The 18,494-nt window shown below is 71.6% G+C and carries 16 protein-coding genes and 2 pseudogenes; 12 read left to right on the top strand and 6 right to left on the bottom strand.

What is annotated here, in order from left to right; genetic code table 11:
* The first annotated feature begins 11 nt into the window (after positions 1–11).
* The 9 genes and pseudogenes from RV986_RS25470 to RV986_RS25430 form a co-directional block, all read left to right on the top strand.
* Complete coding sequence (locus RV986_RS25470) at positions 12–1,061, top strand: polysaccharide deacetylase family protein (RefSeq protein ID WP_475919615.1); 1,050 nt, start codon at positions 12–14, stop codon at positions 1,059–1,061.
* On the top strand, positions 1,058–2,335 hold the full coding sequence (locus RV986_RS25465; RefSeq protein WP_475919614.1) for an FAD-binding protein: 1,278 nt from the start codon (positions 1,058–1,060) through the stop codon (positions 2,333–2,335). Before RV986_RS25470 ends, RV986_RS25465 begins: the two co-directional genes overlap by 4 nt.
* Positions 2,317–3,309 carry an aldo/keto reductase gene (locus RV986_RS25460; protein ID WP_475919613.1) on the top strand — a complete coding sequence of 331 codons (993 nt, stop codon included), beginning with the start codon at positions 2,317–2,319 and terminating at the stop codon, positions 3,307–3,309. The genes RV986_RS25465 and RV986_RS25460 overlap by 19 nt, the downstream gene beginning before the upstream one ends.
* A gap of 67 nt (positions 3,310–3,376) precedes the next feature.
* A complete protein-coding gene (locus RV986_RS25455; RefSeq protein WP_475919612.1) occupies positions 3,377–4,168 on the top strand; it encodes an SDR family NAD(P)-dependent oxidoreductase in 792 nt (263 codons plus the stop codon).
* A gap of 64 nt (positions 4,169–4,232) precedes the next feature.
* Complete coding sequence (locus RV986_RS25450; RefSeq protein WP_475919611.1) at positions 4,233–5,459, top strand: ATP-grasp domain-containing protein; 1,227 nt, start codon at positions 4,233–4,235, stop codon at positions 5,457–5,459.
* 82 nt (positions 5,460–5,541) lie between these two features.
* Positions 5,542–6,765 carry a hypothetical protein gene (locus RV986_RS25445; protein WP_475919610.1) on the top strand — a complete coding sequence of 408 codons (1,224 nt, stop codon included), beginning with the start codon at positions 5,542–5,544 and terminating at the stop codon, positions 6,763–6,765.
* Positions 6,762–7,946 (top strand): ATP-grasp domain-containing protein, encoded by a 1,185-nt coding sequence (locus tag RV986_RS25440; protein ID WP_475919609.1) that lies wholly within the window; start codon positions 6,762–6,764, stop codon positions 7,944–7,946. The genes RV986_RS25445 and RV986_RS25440 overlap by 4 nt, the downstream gene beginning before the upstream one ends.
* A 43-nt stretch (positions 7,947–7,989) precedes the next feature.
* The gene (locus tag RV986_RS25435; protein WP_475919608.1) at positions 7,990–9,411 is read left to right on the top strand and encodes an MFS transporter; all 1,422 of its coding nucleotides are present in this window, start codon (positions 7,990–7,992) and stop codon (positions 9,409–9,411) included.
* A gap of 168 nt (positions 9,412–9,579) precedes the next feature.
* Positions 9,580–10,308: pseudogene (locus RV986_RS25430) on the top strand (SDR family oxidoreductase); the annotation flags it as partial.
* Positions 10,309–10,326: 18 nt separating this feature from the next.
* On the opposite strand, the pseudogene RV986_RS25425 reads toward RV986_RS25430, so the two are convergent.
* Both RV986_RS25425 and RV986_RS25420 read right to left on the bottom strand, forming a co-directional pair.
* Positions 10,327–10,434 (bottom strand): annotated as a pseudogene (locus tag RV986_RS25425) (short-chain dehydrogenase); the annotation flags it as partial.
* Positions 10,435–11,106: 672 nt separating this feature from the next.
* Positions 11,107–11,472 (bottom strand): helix-turn-helix domain-containing protein, encoded by a 366-nt coding sequence (locus tag RV986_RS25420; protein ID WP_475919607.1) that lies wholly within the window; start codon positions 11,470–11,472, stop codon positions 11,107–11,109.
* A gap of 429 nt (positions 11,473–11,901) precedes the next feature.
* Here RV986_RS25420 and RV986_RS25415 point away from each other — a divergent pair, with 429 nt between their 5' ends.
* Positions 11,902–12,276, top strand: a complete 375-nt coding sequence (locus RV986_RS25415; protein WP_475919606.1) for a hypothetical protein — start codon at positions 11,902–11,904, stop codon at positions 12,274–12,276.
* Between the two features lie 159 nt (positions 12,277–12,435).
* Here the strand turns inward: RV986_RS25415 and RV986_RS25410 are convergent, their stop codons facing one another.
* The 4 genes from RV986_RS25410 to RV986_RS25395 all read right to left on the bottom strand — a co-directional run bounded on the left by RV986_RS25410 (position 12,436) and on the right by RV986_RS25395 (position 15,261).
* Positions 12,436–12,753 (bottom strand): SCO5918 family protein, encoded by a 318-nt coding sequence (locus RV986_RS25410; protein WP_475919605.1) that lies wholly within the window; start codon positions 12,751–12,753, stop codon positions 12,436–12,438.
* Between the two features lie 51 nt (positions 12,754–12,804).
* Complete coding sequence (locus tag RV986_RS25405; protein WP_475919604.1) at positions 12,805–13,101, bottom strand: CBS domain-containing protein; 297 nt, start codon at positions 13,099–13,101, stop codon at positions 12,805–12,807.
* A gap of 81 nt (positions 13,102–13,182) precedes the next feature.
* The gene (locus tag RV986_RS25400) at positions 13,183–14,709 is read right to left on the bottom strand and encodes a DEAD/DEAH box helicase (RefSeq protein ID WP_475919603.1); all 1,527 of its coding nucleotides are present in this window, start codon (positions 14,707–14,709) and stop codon (positions 13,183–13,185) included.
* Positions 14,710–15,057: 348 nt separating this feature from the next.
* Positions 15,058–15,261: a cold-shock protein gene (locus RV986_RS25395; protein WP_475919602.1), complete on the bottom strand. Its 204-nt coding sequence runs from the start codon at positions 15,259–15,261 to the stop codon at positions 15,058–15,060.
* A gap of 460 nt (positions 15,262–15,721) precedes the next feature.
* On the opposite strand from RV986_RS25395, the gene RV986_RS25390 reads away from it, so the two are divergent.
* Complete coding sequence (locus RV986_RS25390; RefSeq protein ID WP_475919601.1) at positions 15,722–17,053, top strand: lipase family protein; 1,332 nt, start codon at positions 15,722–15,724, stop codon at positions 17,051–17,053.
* A gap of 131 nt (positions 17,054–17,184) precedes the next feature.
* Positions 17,185–18,375 carry an MFS transporter gene (locus tag RV986_RS25385; RefSeq protein ID WP_475919600.1) on the top strand — a complete coding sequence of 397 codons (1,191 nt, stop codon included), beginning with the start codon at positions 17,185–17,187 and terminating at the stop codon, positions 18,373–18,375.
* The last annotated feature ends 119 nt before the right edge of the window (positions 18,376–18,494 follow it).

Genomic DNA, 18,494 nt, shown 5'->3' with positions numbered 1-18,494 from the left:
GGGGCGGTGACATGCTGTACGCGGGAATCTCATGGCACGCGGGCGGGTATCGGCTGGCGGTGCTCGGCCCGGACGGCCACCGTGTCCCGGCGCCCGGTGAGTACGCCTCGCACCGCGCGGGCGAGCTGATCACGGAGCTGCGGAAGCTGGGCGACGGGCTCACCGTCGTCGTGGAGAGCACCAACGGCACCCTGGACGGCCGCCTGATGGCGGCGGGCCTGCGCGTCCACCGCGCCGACCCGTGGCTGCTGCCGGACCGGCCGCTGCTCGGCTCGGTCCCGGCGGAGGACCTGGCCCGCGCGAGCCTGCGCGACACCCGGGGCCTGGTGCGGCTGGAGGCCCACCGGGGCACCCAGACCGGCCGCGAGGACGAACTGGCCGCCCAGATCGCGGGATCGGCCGAGGCCGACCGCGAACTCACCGCGGCGGGCCGCTTCTTCAGCCACGGCAGCCGTGACCGCCGCGAGGTCGCGCTCACCTTCGACGACGGCCCGCTGCCGCCGTACACCGGGCAGATCCTCGACATCCTGGAGCGTTACGGGGTGCCGGCGACGTTCTTCTGCGTCGGGATCAACGCGGGCGGCTTCGCCGAGGAGCTGGTGCGCATGCGCGAGCAGGGGCACGCCATCGGCAACCACACCTGGTCGCACCCGTTCCTCCCCGAACTGTCGCGGCCGCAGCTGGCCGAGCAGATCGACCGCACCGCCGAGGCGATCGCCGAGGCGAGCGGGGGCGCGGCCCCCCGGCTGTTCCGGCCGCCGTACGGGGCGCGGACCCCGGAGGTGATGGGCTGGCTCCGGGAGTCCGACACCACCACGGTGCTGTGGGACGTGGCGCCGGACGACTGGGCCCTGCGGCAGGCCCACGCCATCGCGCGCGACGTACTGGTCGATGTCGTGCCCGGTTCCGTCATCCTGCTGCACGACGGCGGCGGCGACCGCTCGCCCACCGTGGCGTCGCTCCCGCCGATCATCGAGGGCCTGCTGGAGCGCGGGTACGAGTTCGTCCGGGTCGACGACCTGCTGGAGCGCGCCGGGTCCGGCCTGGTGGGTGCCTCATGAGGAACTGGGCAGGCAACATCGACTTCGGGACGGCCCGGGTGTCACGGCCCGAGTCCGTCGACGAACTGCGCCGGATCGTCGCGGGCAGCGCACGGGTCCGCGGACTCGGCGCCCGCCACTCCTTCAGCGGGGTCCTGGCGACGGCGGGCGGGATCGTCCGGCTCGACGGGCTGCCCCCGGCCGTCGACATCGACACGGCGGCCGGCACCGCGACGGTGACCGCCGGAATGCGGTACGCCGACGTGGCCGCCGCACTGCACCGGGCGGGCCATGCGCTGGCGAACCTGGCGTCGCTCCCGGACATCTCGGTCGCCGGGGCCTGCGCCACCGGCACCCACGGGTCCGGCGACACCCAGCGGAGCCTCGCGGCGGCGGTGGTCGGACTGGAGCTGGTCGGCCCGCAGGGCGACCTGGTCGAGCTGCGCCGCGACGTCGACCACGACACCTTCGCCGGATCGGTGGTCGCCCTCGGGGCACTGGGTGTCGCCACCCGGGTGACCCTGGAGATCGAGCCCTCGTTCGAGGTGGCCCAGTCGGTGCGGGTGGCGGTGCCGGTCGCGGAGGTGCAGAACCGGTTCGACGACGTGTTCGGCGCCGCCTACAGCGTCAGCGTGTTCACCAAGTGGGCCGACGACGCGACCGTATGGCTCAAGCGGCGCACCGACCGGCCCGTGGTCGACCTGGAACTCGGCAGCCCGGCGCCGGGTCCGCTGAACCCGGTGCCCGGGGGCGACCCGGCGGCGTGCACGGTCCAGCTGGGCGTGGCCGGTCCGTGGCACGAGCGGCTGCCGCACGTCCGCCCCGGCGCCGTACCGCGCGTCGGCGACGAACTCCAGTCCGAGTACTTCCTGCCGCGTACCGCCGCCCCGGCCGCGTTCGCCGCGCTGCGCGAGCTCGGCGGGCTGCTGGGACCGGTCCTGCACGTCGCCGAGGTCCGGACCGTGCGCGGCGACGACCTGTGGCTGAGCCCGGCGTACGAACGGGACTCGGTGACGTTCCACTTCACCTGGGTCAAGGACGCCGCCCGGGTGCTGCCGCTGATCCCCGTCGTGGAGGAGCGCCTGATACCGCTGGGAGCGCGGCCGCACTGGGCGAAGCTGACGGCGATGACCGGCGCCGGGATCCGGTCCGGCTACCGCCGCGCGTCCGACTTCCAGGAGCTGAAGGGGAAGTTCGACCCGGACGGCAAGTTCGGCAACGACTTCGTCGACGAGCTGTTCTCCGCCGAACCCCAATGCGTCCGGGAGGTGTTCCCGTGGAAGAGCGACTTCTGACCAGGACCGGGCGGAAGGTCTCCGCCGTCGGTCTCGGCACCTGGCAGTTCGGCGACGGGTGGAACCAGGTGGAGGAGCGCGACGTCCGCGCCATCCTCGACACGGCCGTCGCATCCGGTGTCGACTTCATCGACACCGCCGACGTCTACGGCGACGGTCGCAGCGAGCGGCTGATCGGGCGGTTCCTCCGTGAGTTCCGTACGACTCCCGGTGAACGGCCCACGGTGGCGACCAAGATCGGGCGCCGCGGCCCGCAGGAGCTCGGCGGGTTCACCCTCGACACCTTCCGCGCATGGACCGACCGTTCGCGGGCGAACCTGGGGGTGGACACGCTCGACCTGGTGCAGCTGCACACCCCGCCGGACGCCGTGTTCGCGTCCGACGCGGTCTTCGACGCGCTCGACGTACTGGTCGAGGAGGGCCGGATCGCGGCGTACGGCGTCAGCGTGGAGACCTGCGCCCAGGCCATGACCGCCCTCGCCCGGCCGAACGTCGCGTCGGTGCAGATCATCCTGAACGTGTTCCGGCGCAAGCCGCTGGAGCGCGTCCTGCCCGCCGCGCGGGCCGCGGGCGTGGGCGTCATCGCCCGGGTCCCGCTGGCGTCCGGCCTGCTGTCCGCGAAGTTCCGGCGGGACACCGTCTTCGCCGCGACCGACCACCGCACCTACAACCGGCACGGCGAGATGTTCGACGTCGGCGAGACCTTCTCCGGCGTCGACTACGAGACCGGTCTCGCGGCCGCGGCCGAGTTCGCCGGCCTGGTGCCCGCGGACGTCACGCCCGCACAGCTCGCCCTGCGCTGGGTCACCCAGCAGGACGGCGTCACCACGGTCATCCCGGGCGCCACCTCGGTCGGCCAGGCGCGGGCGAACGCGGCGGCCGGGTTCATGGCGCCACTGCCCGAGGCGCTCCTCGACCGGCTGCGCGAGCTGTACGACCGCCGGATCCGCGCCCAGGTGCACCACCTCTGGTGACCGCCGATCGCAGGTACGCCTTCCCCTTCCCCTTCCCATGAGCCACTGATTTCCCAGGAGCCACAGGATGAAGATCGCCGGAGAGACCGTGCTCCTCACCGGTGCGACCGGGGGCATCGGCCGGGTGCTCGCCGAACGCCTCACCAGGGCGGGCGCCGACCTGATCGTGACCGGCCGCGACGCCGACGCGCTGCGCGAACTCGCCACCGGGCTCGGTGCCCGGTGGGTGCCCGCCGACCTCGCCGACCCGCGCGATGTCGCCGACCTCGCCGAACGCTGTGCCGGCACCGGCATCCTGGTGGCGAACGCGGCGCTGCCCGCCAGCGGCGACCTCCTTGAGTACACCCCCGAGCAGGTCGAACGGGCCCTCGCGGTGAACCTGGGCTCGGTGGCCGTGCTGGCCCGGCTGCTCGCCCCGGCGATGGTCGCCGCGGGCCGGGGGCACCTCGCGTTCGTGGGGTCGATGTCGGGGAAGGCCGCCACCCGCTACTCGTCGCTGTACACCGCCTCGAAGTTCGGGCTGCGCGGCTTCGCCCACGCCCTGCGCCTCGACCTGCGCGAGGCGGGCGTCGGGGTCTCGCTGATCCAGCCGGGCTTCGTCGGCGAGGCGGGCATGTTCGCCAGGACCGGGGCGCCCCTGCCGCGGGGCGCGCGCACGGTCGCACCGGACCAGGTGGCGTCGGCGGTGCTCCGGGCCGTCGAACGCGACCGCGGCGAGATCAACATCGCGCCGGCCAAACTCCGGCTGCTCTGCGCCCTCGCGGTGCAGTTCCCCGCCGCCGCGGCCTGGATCCAGCGGCAGGGCGCCCCCGACGACACCGCCCGGCGGATCGTCGAGGCGCAACGTGTCGCCCGGTGAGGCGCCGGCGGATGCGCGGCCCCACCAAACCCCCACGAGGAGCGGTCACATGAGGAGTAGCCATATGAAGGAAAGCATTCTCGTCATCGGATCGGGATACCAGCACTTCCGGGAATACGCGCTCCGGGGGCTCGCTCTGCGCCACCGCGTCGTCCTCATCGGACAGCCCTCGCTGGACTGGGAGCTTCGGTATGCGGCCGAGTACCGGGAGGTCGACCTCCAGGACGAGGCCGCGGTGTTCGCCGCCGCCGAGGACCTGGCGGCGGCCAACCAGGTCGTCGGCGTCGTCACCTGGGACGAGATGCTGGTGGCGCGGGCCGCCGAGATCGGCGCCCGGCTGGGTGTGCGGACCATGCCGACGGCGGCGGCGCGGGCGTGCCGCGACAAGGCGATGCAGCGCGAGCGCTTCCGGGCCGCGGGCGTCCCGTCCGCACGGTTCCACCTCGCGGGCTCGGTGGCCGACGCGGTCGCCGCCGCCGACACCCTCGGCTACCCCGTCGTGGTGAAGCCCCGCGGCCAGGCCGCCAGCATCGGGGTGCGGATCGTGCACTCCGAGGCCGAGCTGCGGGAGACGTTCGACGTCGTCCGCGGCGTGGAGAACCCCTCCATCGGGGACGGACTCGTCCTCGTCGAGGAGTTCCTGGCCGGCGCGGAGATCGCCGTGGACAGCTGGGTGCTCGACGGAAGGGTCGAACCCTTCTCGATCTCGGCGAAGCGCACCGACTACCCGCCGTACTTCGAGGAAGTGGCGCATGTCGTCGGCAAGGTCCTCGACAGCGGGACCGAGGCCGCGGTCCGCGCCGTGGTGATCGCCGCGAACAAGGCCCTCGGCGCCGACCGCACGGTCACCCACACCGAGCTGATGCTCACCGCCGACGGGCCCAAGGTGGTCGAGGTCAACGGCCGGCTCGGCGGCGATCTCATCCCGCGCCTGGGCGAGATCGCGATCCCCGGTCTGTCGATCGGGGGCGTTCTCGGCGCGGTCGCCACCGGCCGCGCACCCGACCCGATCCCGGAGCCGGACCGTCTGGTCGGCATCCGCTTCCTGTACCCCGACGCGGACCTGACGTTCGACGACATCGAGGTCCCGGCCGCGCTCGCCGACGAGCCCTGGGTCCACGAGGTACGGCAGGTCAGCGAACCGGGCACCGAACTCCGCCTGCCGCCCCGGCAGTTCCTCGGCCGGGCCGGATACGTCATCGCCACCGGCGCCGACATCGCCGAGATCGACGCGCGGCTGCTGAAGCTCGCGGACGGCGCCGCCGTCGTCGGCGAACCCCTGGCCGTCTGACCCCGATCCAGCCCGACCCGACCCGACCCGACCCGACCCGACTCAACTCAACTCAACTCCACCCCACCACAGGGAGAGACAGATGAAGAAAGCGCTGATCTTCGGCGAGTACAAGATCGCCCGATTCCTGCCGGTCCTGCGCGACCGCGGCTACACGGACTTCGTGGTCTACTCGGCCGTCGAGTTCGACTCGGCCCTCGAATTCGACGACGAGGGCGTCGAGGTCAGGCTGCTGAGCCTCGACTGGGACGCCGACGACGTGATCCGCGCGCTGGAGGCCGAGCGGCCCGACGTCGCGATCGCCAACCCGTACGCCCACGGTCAGGAGCAGCTCCCCATCGTCTACGGCCGGGCCGCCGCCCGCTGGGACGGCCGGTTCGTCGCGCACTCCGCCGAGTTCGCCGAGGTGGCCTGCGACAAGGTCAAGCTGCACGAGACCGGGGTGGAGCGCGGCTGGCCGGTCCCGGCGGGCGCGGTCTGCGCCGACGCCGCCGCGGTCACCGACGCCGCCCGCGAGCTGGGCTACCCGCTCGTGATCAAGGAGGCCCAGGCCCAGGCGGGCGACGGCCGTTTCTACGCGGCATCGGCTCAGGAGCTCGACGCGGTGCTCACCGCGGGCCTGGCGTTCCCCGCGATCGTGCAGACCTTCAAGCGGGGCGTCGAGACCGGTATCGAGCTGATCAGCGCGGGCGGTGCGCTGATGCGCTGGCCGGTGGTGTCGATGGGCCCGCTGGACGCGGGGCTCGACCCGTCGCTGCGGGCGCGGGTCGCGCCGTACGTGCTTCCGGAGCGTGCCGCGGCACGGCTCGACGCGTTCCTCACCGACATCCAGGACAACTTCGCGCCGTTCGGTCCCTGGCAGATCGACTTCGCCGTGGTCGAGGACGACATCGTCGTCCTGGAGATCAACCCGCGCCTCGGCGGCCTGTCCGACCTGGGCCTCACCGGCACCGGCACCGACCCGCACGCGGTGTTCACCACGGCCTCGCTCGGCGAGCCGCTGCCGGAGGTCCGGACGCGCGCGGTGGCGATCGAGCTGCCGTCGACCGAGATGCCCGGCGTCGAGGTGCCCGCGCACCCCGAGGGCGCCGAGGTCATGCGGGTGACCGCGCGCAAGCCCACCAACCGGTGCTTCATCAACACCGACCGTATGCAGCTGGTCACCACGATCGGCGACCTTGAGGCGGGCAGGCGCTGGGTGAAGGAACTCGACGCCGCGGGCCTGCTGCGCTGCTCGGCCGAGTCCGCGTACCGGCAACTGGAGCAGGGCTTCGACGTGTTCGGCGGAAAGGCGGGATCGCTGTGAGGGTGCTCATCGCCGGACTGGGCGACAACAAGGAGTTCGGCCTCAGGTCGCTGCGCGAGGCCGGCCACTTCGTCGGTGTCATCGATCTGCCGCACCGCGTCCCGATCAACCAGTGCGACTGGTGGCGCGCGGGCGACCGGTTCTCGGTCGACTCGATGTTCGAGGCGGCGAGTTCGGCCGACTTCGCGTGGGACGCGATCCTCAGCTGGGAGGAGCTGTCCACCGACATCGCCCGGGAGGTCGCGCGCAAGCTCGGCGTCCCGGCGCCGCGGATGCCCGCCGGGCACTTCCGCGACAAGGGCGTCATGCACGGCAGGCTGCGGGAGGAGGGCGTCCCGTCGCCCCAACTCGGCGTGGCCGTCGCCGTCGAGGAGTGCGAGCGGCTGGCGGAAGGCCGGTTCCCGGTCGTGGTCAAGCCGACCGACTACGGCGGCAGCGGCGGGGTCAAGGTGATCGACGACCCCCGTGATCTCGCCGACGCCTTCCGGGCCGCCGCCGAGCTGTCGGCGAGCGGGCGGGTGGCGGTGGACCGCTATGTGGTCGGACAGGAGTACAGCGTCGAGGCGGTGACCTGGGCGCCCGGTGACACACAGATCGTCGCGATCACCGAGAAGCACCTGACCAGGCCGCCGTACTGCGTCGAGGTCGGCCATGTGTCGCAGGCGACGGTGTCGGACACGGACCGCGAGCTGCTCTCGGCCGCGACGGTCCGCGCGCTCGACGCCCTCGGCATGGAGGCGGGCGTGTGCCACGCCGAGTTCCGTATGACCGACACGGGCCCGGTCCTCATGGAGGTCGCCGGACGCCCCGCGGGCGACCAGATACCCCGGCTGGTCGAGCTGGCCACCGGGTGGAACCTGAACACCGCGGAACTCGCGGCGGTGGTGGGCGACCGGACGACGGCTGCGACACCGGCCGCGGAGTGCGCGGCCATCCGGTTCTTCGTCGGCGACGGCCGCACGCCGTTCCGCCACCGGGTGACGCTGGACGACGCGAGCAGGCCGCCGTTGCTGGGGGCACTGCACGAGCTGCGCTACTTCGCGGCCGAGGGGTCGGTGCCGCGGGTGCCGCGCGGCCCGGAGGACCGGGTGGGGTACGCGCTCTTCGCGGGCACCCGCGCCGAGGTCATGGCGGCGCTGGCCGCGCTCGACAACGGCGCCGAGGTCTACCGCGGTGACTAGCACCCGCGTCGACCCGTTACGCCCGAGCGGACATGGAGGGCAGATGCAGACGTCGAGCGTGTCACCCGCGCCGAGTCGGAACCAGGACGAAGAGCAGAGCCAGAGCCAGGACCTGGACCAGAAGCAGAGCCAGAGCCAGGACCTGGACCAGAAGCAGAACCAGAACCAGAAGCAGAAGCAGAACCAGAAGCAGAACCAGGACCAGAACCAGAAGAAGGGCCAGAGTCTGTGGCGCAACCGCGACTTCCTCAAGCTGTGGTCGGGGGAGACGGTCGGCGCGTTCGGCGCCCAGGTGACCCAGTTGGCGCTGCCGCTGCTGGTGCTGGGCACGCTGGGAGGGAGCCCGTCGCAGGTCGGCGTCGTCGCGGCGATGCAGTACCTGCCCGCGCTGTGTGTGACCCCGTTCGCCGGCCTGGTGATCGACATGTTCGACCGCCGGGCGATCATCCTGGTGGCCAACCTGGTGCGCGCCGCGGCGCTGGCCATGGTGCCGGTGCTCTATCTCACCGACGCCCTGTCCGTCCCGGCGCTGTGTGCGATCGCGTTCGTGGTCGGCGCGGGCACCGCGGTGTTCGACGTCGCCTACATGGCCTATCTCCCGGCGCTGGTGCCCCAGCGGCACCTGGTGGACGCCAACAGCAAGCTGCAGGGCTCCTACTCCGTGGCCCAGATCGGCGGCCCCGGCGTCGGCGGTCTGCTGATCAAGGCGCTCGGCGCGTGGTGCGGGATCCTGCTGAACGTCGCGGCCTACGCGGTGGCGTTCGTGACCATGTTCCGCATCCGCCACCGGGAGCCGCCGCGCGATCCGGAGACGGCGGCCGACCGGCCGCGGCTGGCCGACATCGTCACCAGTTTCGGACTGCTGTGGCGCAGCCGGATCCTGCGCGTACTGACCTTCCAGGCGGGCTGGTTCAACCTGTGCGAGCAGGCGATCCTGACGCTGTTCCTGGTCTACGCGGTGAAGGAACTGGGGATGGACGCGGGCGGGGTCGGCTCCGTGCTCGCCCTCGGCGGTGTCGCCTCGCTCGCCGGTGCGGTGGTGGCCCAGCGGGCCGGGAAGTACTTCGGGTTCCCGAGGATCCTGATCGTGGCCATGGGTGCCGCGTCGCTGGCCCCGGTGCTTCTGCTGCCGACCGGGTCGAGCACGGGCTGGAGCTTCGCGCTGGCGGCGCTGACGTTCGCGGTCTACGGGTTCGGTCTGACCATCTACAACGTCCATGTGGTCGCGTTCCGGCAGTCGGTGATCCCGTCCGAGGTGCTGGGCCGGGCGACCGCGGCGTACCGGATGCTCACCTACGGGCCCTTCCCGCTCGGCGCGTTCCTGGGGGGTGTGCTGGGCGAGCGGTTCGGCCTGTGGAACTCGATCCTCGTCTTCGCGATCGCGTCGGTGGCGGGCTGGTCGCTGTTCGCGTCGGCCTGCTGGAGACTGCCCGCCGCGGCGTCCGCGACGACGCCGACCGGCTAGCCCGCAAAGGAGGTGGTGGTGCGCGACGGTCTTCCTCGTCGCCGCGGCGAGGCCGCGCGAGGGACGGCCCGAACCGGTACGTTGAGGGAGGAAAGGCCCGCTGTTGACGTGCGCCGACCCCGCGTCGCCGGTGCGGGCAACGGGACCAGGCCGATCCCGGAGGTACGGATGCCGGGGAGCGAACCGCACCACGACCGCGAGGTGACCGTCCTCGCCGACCGGACGGTCGTGGTGATCGGCGCAAGCGCGGGCATCGGACTCGACACCGCCCGCCAGGTACGCGCGGCCGGCGGCCGGGTGTTCCTGGTCGGCCGCAACGCCGAACGGCTGGAGTCGGCCGCACGCGAACTCGACCCGGTCGGTACGGCGGCGTTCGACGCCACCGACACCGACCGCCTCCAGCGGTTCTTCCAGGAGCCGCCCGGCCCGGTCGACCATGTGCTGGTCACGGCCGGCGGCCCGTACTACATGCCGTTGGAGAACATGGACCTCGCCGACGCCCGCCGCGCCTTCGACGAGCGCCTCGCCATGACCCTCGGGGTCGCCCTCTACAGCCGTGCGAAGGTCCGGGCCGGTGGCACGCTGCTGTTCATCGGCGGCACCGGCGGCCGGCGCCCCGGTGTCGGCATGGCCGTGGCCTCCGCCGTCACCGCGGCGCTGCCCGCCCTGGTCGCCAACCTGGCGCTCGAACTGGCGCCGATCCGGGTGAACCTCATCGCCGCCGGATTCGTCGACACGCCTCTGTCGGCCGCCCTCCTGGGCGATCAGCTCGATGCCCGGCGCGAGGAACTGCGCGCCACGCTTCCCATCCGACGGTTGGTCGGCCCGGCCGACGTCGCCGCTCTGGCCGTGCACATCATGTGCAACGACGCGCTCACCGGCGGGACGTACGACATCGACGGCGGCCAGCAACTAGCCCGCGTAGACCTTTGCCGCTCCGGCATCGAAGAGTGCCCGTACGAATTGTTCACCGAGGCCGCGATTGGCTCCGGTGACGAGAGCGACAGACTCTTGGACCTTCATGGAAGTACCTCCCCGGCGCCGGGTGGCGTGGCGGTGGACGGGAACCCGCATGACCACCGGTCCTCCACCGAGCCGCTCATGGCCGCCGCGGCGGCCCCTGATCGAGCGGAGGCGGCTGTCCGGCGGGTTGCGCGGGATGTTTCCGCTCGGTCGACGGGCCGCCGAACGGGCGGAGAGCGATGCGGTCGGCGTGCTGTGTGTCGAGCCGGTGGACCACACGCGTCGCCACGGCGGCCAGGATCAACAGGGCGCTGAAGACCATCCCGGTGACCATGGCTCACTTCCCCGTGATCGGGTGGTTCGGCCGGGCCCCGGCGCCAGGCGGGCGGTCGGGGTCCTGAGGGACACGATCCGCGGCGGGGGTTCGGTCGGTGGTCGCGGGCATCGCGCGCACCTGTCTCCGGCCGCTGCTGACGGGCGGCGGCCCGGTGTCGTAGGTCGCCGAGAACGACACCGGCATGGCGGCCGGTGTGCGAAATGCTCTCGACCTCTCCACGCTACTCCCCCGGTACGTCCAACGAACCTCGGCGAAGCACCAGTTCCCACGCTGCCCACCGCGCACCGCGCCGGTCCGGCACGAGGTGTTTTCGGTATTTCAGGGTTGCTCCTGGGCAGTGCCCGCCGGGCGGCCGTAGCGGCGCGGCAGCCGTACGCCCTTCCGCGCCGACGCGCTCAGCCGGCCCCGGAACCGGAATCGGGGGAACTGGAACGACCCGATGCCTCGTTCGCCGCGCGGCGGTACTCCGCGTTGATGCGCTGCGCTTCCTCGAGCTGGTCCTCAAGGATGACGATGCGGCAGGCGGCCTCGACCGGCGTCCCCTTGTCGACGAGTTCGCGGGCGCGCGCGGCGATCCGCAGTTGGTAGCGGGAGTACCGGCGGTGCCCGCCCTCCGAACGGAGGGGGGTGATCAGCCGGGCCTCACCGATGGCCCGGAGGAAGCCGGGGGTGGTGCCGAGCATCTCGGCGGCCCGGCCCATCGTGTACGCGGGGTAGTCGTCGTCGTCCAGGCGGCCACTGAGCGGGGTATCTGCTGTCATTTCACCTCGTTGTGCAACGCGTCGAGGGGCCCCGATGCCGTACGGCACCAGGGCCCCGAAGGAAATTGAACACCATCTGTCGGCACTACTGCTGTGCCGACCTTCTGTTTCCGCTACCCGGCCCGGGAGAGGGGCGGGAGTGCGGGGATCGCGGATGCGTGACCGGGGACCACCTTCCATTCCGGGGTCTTGCGGCACCCGGCCGAATGCTTCACGGGCCGGGCGATCCTGATGGCGTCTGGTCCCTCCGTTCGTTGGGCTGCGTCTATGGGAGAAACTTTAACCACGCGATAGCCCAATGTCTACTCTGACAAAGATAGATTTTTGGTTGCTCAAGGCATAGGTATTCTGCTTCCCGGGAGGTTCGGCAGGTGGCGGCGCGGTCGCGTCCAGGAGGCCCGGACGAGTCGCCGAATAGAATCGGCTCCCATGTCGAACCCTGACGAGCTGCTCGTGGACATCTCCGCCATGGTGGAGTCCGGGCAAAGCAATCAGATGTCGTTGACCGTGGTGGCCGGCGGAGCCGTCATCACCGGTCGCCTGGCTCCCGAAGCCGTGTGGCGGGAGCGCGTGTCGGAGGTCCTGAAGGACTCGGACCGCCTCGGTCCGTTCTCCGGCGTCTTCACCGTCGACCGGGCGGAGGGCCGACCCGGCCACGGCGCCGCGCCCACGCACCTGCACTTCCATCTCGCCCGGATCCTGCAGGGCAATGTCGGGATCCCCGAGACGGGCGGGATGTATCGCGTCGCGATCGAGGACGTCAGCGCCTGGACCGTGGGGGACGTCAGCTACTCCGACCGGTGAGACGCCGTACGGCCTTGACCGTCGGACAGCGTCGGCCATCGGACAGCGTCGACCGTCGGGCACCGTCGACCGTCGTACGGCGACACGCGAATGAGGGCCCTGCCGACGCTTGTCGGCAGGGCCCTCATCGCGGTCCTGGGGGGCGGCTTCCGCCCGATCTCACAGCTGTGGCGGGGCGGGGGTGCCGAGCAGCGCCGACGCGGTCTGGAGGGGCGTGAGCGCCCGCGGGGCGGGTGCGGTGTCCTCGCCGCCCCGGCAGGTGAACCCGAGGCGGGTCATGGCCCGGGTGACCTCCCCGCTGGTGAAGTCGCGGCGGTCCTGCCGGGTGATGACTTCGCCCACCTGCTTGGCGGGGTACTGGCGGCGGCCGATGAGCACGGACTCACCCGTGATGGGCTCGGGCTTGACGCCCTCCATCGAGGCCAGCACCCCGCTCTTGGAGAGGTCGAACGGGAACCGGGCGATGACGCAGCGCATGATGCCTCACAGGGAAGAGGAGGGGGGAACGGGCCGATCCGGTGAGGGGGATCAGCAGGAGAGGGCGAGAGCGCCCAGGGCGGCGGGATGCCGGTACCCCGTCGGGTGCCCGGTGTCGAGTACGTCCCGCACCCGGATCCGGTCCGTGTAGACGGCGCTGTCGCGGACGGCGGTGAGCTGGGCCCGAGTGACCGAGCCCGTGCACTGTTCGTCCTCGTCGCACAGGAGCAGATGCCCGACACGGGCACCGGCCATGACGGACAGGGCCACCTCGACGGTCATGTCGTCACAGACCCGCAGTTCGGATACGTCCGGGGCGTCGGCCACGGCCAGTTGAACCAGTGTCAAAGGGTGCCTCCTGCGGCGAGGGGTGGGCTTTCCGGTCACGAGGGCTCTGGGCCCTGTCGGCCGACAGGGCCTGGGCCTGGCCTAGGCCGCCGTGTCGACGGCGGACGACCGCCGTGCCGTACGGCGTGCCGCCTCGCCGGCGGACCGGCCCTGGCCGGCGCGCCCGCGGCGGCCCCGGGAGGAGGAAGGGGTACCGCGCTTGGCGCGTTCCACCACCGGCGCGGTGATGGTGACCGGGGTGCCCGAGGGGGCCTGGGCGCCCGTGATACGGCTCAACTCCTCTTCGCCCGACCGCACTTGGGTGGTCCGGGGAGTGATCCCGGCGGCAGCCATCAGCCGGCTCATGTCGCGGCGCTGGTTGGGGGTCACCAGGGTGACGACGCTGCCGGACTCGCCGGCGCGGGCCGTACGGCCGCCGCGGTGCAGGTAGTCCTTGGGGTCGCTGGGCGGATCGACGTTCACGACCAGGTCGAGGTTGTCGACATGGATCCCGCGGGCGGCGACGTTGGTGGCCACCAGCACCGTCACGTGCCCGGTCTTGAACCGGGCCAGGGTCCGTGTGCGCTGCGGCTGGGACTTGCCGCCGTGCAGGGCCGCGGCGCGCACTCCGCTGTTCAGCAGGTGCTCGGTCAGCCGGTCCACCGCGTGCTTGGTGTCCAGGAACATGATCACCCGGCCGTCGCGCGCCGCGATCTCGGTGGTCGTCCGCTGCTTGTCCGTGCCGTGCACATGGAGGACGTGGTGCTCCATCGTGGTGACCGCGCCCGCGGACGGGTCGACGGAGTGGACCACCGGGTCGGTCAGATAGCGGCGGACCAGCAGGTCGACGTTGCGGTCCAGGGTGGCCGAGAAGAGCATCCGCTGTCCCTCGGGACGCACCTGGTCGAGCAGCGCGGTGACCTGCGGCATGAAGCCCATGTCGGTCATCTGGTCGGCCTCGTCGAGGACGGTGATGTCGACCTGGTCCAGACGGCAGTCGCCGCGGTCGATGAGGTCCTTGAGCCGGCCCGGCGTCGCGACGACGACCTCCGCCCCGCCGCGCAGCGCACCGGCCTGGCGGCCGATCGACATCCCGCCGACCACGGTGGTCAGCCGCAGTCGCACGGCGCGGGCGTACGGCGTGAGCGCGTCGGTGACCTGCTGGGCCAGCTCGCGGGTGGGGACGAGGACGAGGGCGAGCGGCTGGCGCGGCTCGGCGCGCCGACCGGCCGTACGGGCCAGCAGGGCGAGGCCGAAGGCGAGGGTCTTGCCCGAACCGGTGCGGCCGCGGCCGAGTACGTCACGACCCGCGAGGGCGTTCGGCAGGGTCGCCGCCTGGATCGGGAACGGCACGCTCACGCCTTCGTGGCCGAGCGCGGCGAGCAGCGGCGCCGGCATGGCGAGATCGGCGAACGCCTCGACGGCGGCCAGCGCGGGGGTGATCGTCTTCGGCAGGGCGAACTCACCCTGCGGCGCGGTCTGTCGACGTCCGTGACCCTCGGGACGGCGCGGGGCGCCGGAGCGGCTGGGGGCCGCCGCTCCGAAGCGGTTGCCACCCCACTTGGCACCGGAGTCTCCGGTGCGGGTGCGGGCGAAGCGATCGTTTGTGCGTGTGCGTGCGCGGTTCATGCGGAACCTTCCTTGATGTGGCGCGTATCAAGGAATTCCCGCAGCGAATGAGCGGCGCAGAGAATCGCAAGAACGGGCCGAAGACAGGTCGAAGACTGGCCGAAGCCAACAGGGGGACGAACGGAATCGGCGGGGAATTCTTCCGGGACACGTCGCCGAAGAGAGCGGCGCGGTCCTCGCGGTGGGAACGGTTAATTCCGTGGGGTGGGCCCACGGTCCCCGAATCGGTCCGCGGGTGAAATCGCCGCGGTCCGGCGGGGAGTCGGCGCCGTCCGCGCCCCTGAAATACATCGAGCTGGGGCCCGCACCCCAAAGGTGCGGGCCCCAGCTGCGACGTACGTGCCGGCGTCAGGCGGGAACGATGTTCTCGGCCGTCGGGCCCTTCTGGCCCTGCGCGATGTCGAAGGTCACCTTCTGGCCCTCCGACAGCTCACGGAAGCCGGAGCTGGCGATGTTGGAGTAGTGGGCGAAGACGTCGGCGCCGCCGCCGTCCTGCTCGATGAAGCCGAAGCCCTTTTCCGCGTTGAACCACTTCACGGTGCCATTGGCCATGTCAGATCTCCTTGGGGACGATGTATCGGAGTGCGCACTGTGTGAACTCCGCGTCGCCGTGATGATTACCTCGCCGGAATTCAACCGGAGATACAAACAACTCCACCGGTGTGTGAAACCGGTGAGGGCACTCGCAAGTTTTCGGGAACCACAACTGCAACTTCCATCGACAGTAGCACGCTGCGATCGATCGGGTGCGGTGAATAACTCTGCTCCGCCTGTCGGCCGAGAAATCCTCATCGCGCGTCGCGGCGATTTCTCACTTCACGGCGACAGATATTGGCTCGCCCGGGCCGCAGGATTTCCGGCGAGCGGTACGGGCCGTGCGGCGAGCCCGGGAGGTCCGCGACACGCTCGTCGGATGACACGTTGAGTTACAAGGGCGTTACATTGTGTCACCATGCGCACGTAGTGCCCACGGGCATCAGAAGCACCCACCCGAGCAGAGGCGGTAGGCATCGTGCAGGAAGCCAGGATCGACGTCGAGTTGACGGCGAAGCAGGAGGAAGGGAAGCCCCCGGCGAACGCGTCGGCGAAGCTCGCCGGAGCGCTGAAGCCGGGCGTCTGGTTCGCGAGCCCGGCGTACGCGGCCCGCGGCGGGGACCGGAAGCCGAAAACGTGGAAGTTGCAGTCCGCCCGGCCGTACCGGCGCGAGGTGGCGACCGGAACGGCGGAGGTCTACCTGGCCGACGGGCACAAGACCCTGGAGCGGCCCTTCATCTTCGCGGACGGCTTCAACTACGGCCCCAGCGATCTGCCGGGGCTGTGGGCGCACTTCAACGCGCCCTACAAGAAGGGCAAGCCCGGCCTCTTCGACCAGCTGCTCGCCGCGGGCATCGACATCGTCCTGCTCGGCTTCGACCAGCGGCACACCTACATCCAGGCGAACGCCGGCGTGGTCATCAGCGCCATCCAGCAGGTCATCAGTGAGCGGAAGGGCAAGACGCCGCTGATCGTGGGCGGGGTGAGCATGGGCGGCATGATCACCCGCTATGCCCTGGCCGAGATGGAATCCCAGGACATGAACCACGAGACCGAGACGTACATCTCCTGGGACACCCCGCACAACGGGGCGTGGATCCCGCTGGTGCTCCAGCAGATGGCGTACTTCTTCGAGGCCTTCCCCACCGACGACCCCGACGCGCCCAAGCAGGCCGAACTGATCAGGAGCCCCGCCGCCCAGCAGCTGCTGTGGGCCTGGATCGAGAACGCCAAGTACCACGGCCCGGTCGCCACCAGCAGCGACCTGCGCAAGCAGTTCCTGGCGGAGCTGAAGGAGTACGGCCAGTTCCCGAGGCGGCCCCGCAAGCTGGGCGTGGCCAACGGCACCGGCACCGGCATCGGCCGCGACCTGCCGCCCGGCGAGACCGTGTTCGACTGGCAGCTGCCGCTGATCGCCGCCGCGACGGCCCGTTTCCAGCCCGACGGCGGTGAGCACCGGCCGATCGGCGAGATGAAGGCACTGGGCCAGGTGCGCCGCGGCAACACCTCCCACGTACCCGCCCTCGACGGCGTACCCGGCGGCGGTCTCGACTCCTTCGGCATGATCGCCGACGCGCTGAAGGCCGAGATCCCGCAGAAGTACCGCAGCAGCTGCTTCGTCCCCGCGGTGAGCGCGGTGGCGCTGGACTTCGACCCGGTCACGTGGAACGTGAACCCCTGCGAGGACATCGATTCGCTGCCCGCCGAGAAGAGCTTGCTCGACGAGTTCAAGTGCGACAGCGCGAACACCGAGCACAGCCAGGTCACCGAGACGCTGGCCGACTGGCTCGTGGAGCGCATCGTCGGCTGACGCCGGCGATCCGTGCACCGCGGTCACTCCGGCGGCCCACCCGCCCCCGGAGTGACCGCGGGACCGAGAGGGCGAGGAGCAAGAGGCGCAAGAGGAGCAAGAGCAGCAATGAGGAGCAAGAGGCCCAGACCATGGACGGTGATCGCCGCGGGTGGCGCCCGTGTCTGCTCTGCGGGGCGGTGTTCGCCGTGTGCATGGCCGGTACCACGCTGCCCAGTCCCCTCTACGACCTCTACCAGGAGAAGTTCGGGTTCTCCGAGCTGACGGTCACCGTCGTCTACGCCGTGTACGCCTTCGCGGTCATCGGCGTGCTGCTGCTGGCGGGCAACGCCTCGGACACCGTGGGCAGGCGTTCGGTGCTGTTGTGGGGTCTGGGCTTCGCGGCGGCGAGCGCCGGCTGCTTCCTCGCCGCCACCGGGCTGGGCTGGCTGTATGTGGGACGGCTGCTGTCGGGACTGTCCGCCGGTCTGTTCACCGGGGCGGCCACGGCGTACGTGATGGAACTGGCGCCGTACGGCGGCGCCTCCCGGGCCACGTTCGTGGCGACGGCCGCCAACATGGGCGGCCTCGGCTGCGGTCCGCTGCTCGCCGGAGTGCTCGCGCAGTACGCCCCCTGGCCGCTGTACCTGACCTTCGTCGTGCACCTCGTCCTGGTGGCCTGCTCGGCCGCTGTGGTGCTGCGGCTTCCGGAGACCGTGGGGGAACGGCGGCCGCTGAGCGCCGTACGGCCGAGGCGGCCCGCTCTGCCCCCGCAGGTGCGGGCGGTGTTCGGGCCGGCGGCGATCGCCTCGTTCGTGGGGTTCGCGTTGTTCGGGGTGTTCACGTCGGTCAGCCCGGCATTCCTCGCCCAGTCCCTCGACGTGCGCAACCACGCCGTGAGCGGGCTGGTCGTCGCACTGGCCTTCTTCGCCTCGACCGCCGGGCAACTCGCCGTCGGCCGGGTCGGGTTGGGGCGGTCGCTGCCGGTGGGCTGCGCCGCACTCCTCACCGGGCTGGCGCTGCTCGCGGGCGCACTGCGGTGGGACCTGTTGTCGCTGGTGGTGCTGAGCGCGATCGTCGGCGGGGGCGGGCAGGGGCTGGCGTTTCGCGGGGCGCTGTCCGTGGTGGCCGGGGCGTCTCCCGCGGACCGGCACGCGGCGGTCATCTCGACGCTGTTCGTGGTGGCCTACGCGGGGATCTCGGTGCCGGTGATCGGTGTGGGCGTACTGGCGCGTCCGATCGGTCTGGAGGGCGCGGGGCTGGTGTTCATCGCGTGCATGGCCGTCCTGGTCTCGACCGCGGCCGTCTACCTGCTGCGGCGGCCGGTACCGGCGAGGCCGTGAGCGCGTACGCCTGCCTGTGCCGTACCCCGTCCTTCCCGGAGCCTGCCGGGCGCCCGTCCGATCGATCGAGATCAATCGGACGGGCGCCCGCCGCCGACAGGAACAGTGGCATCAAGAAC

Source organism: Streptomyces sp. RLA012, assembly GCF_056270325.1.
Note: the sequence above shows the minus strand (reverse complement) of the source record. Positions and strands in the feature narration are given on the sequence as shown.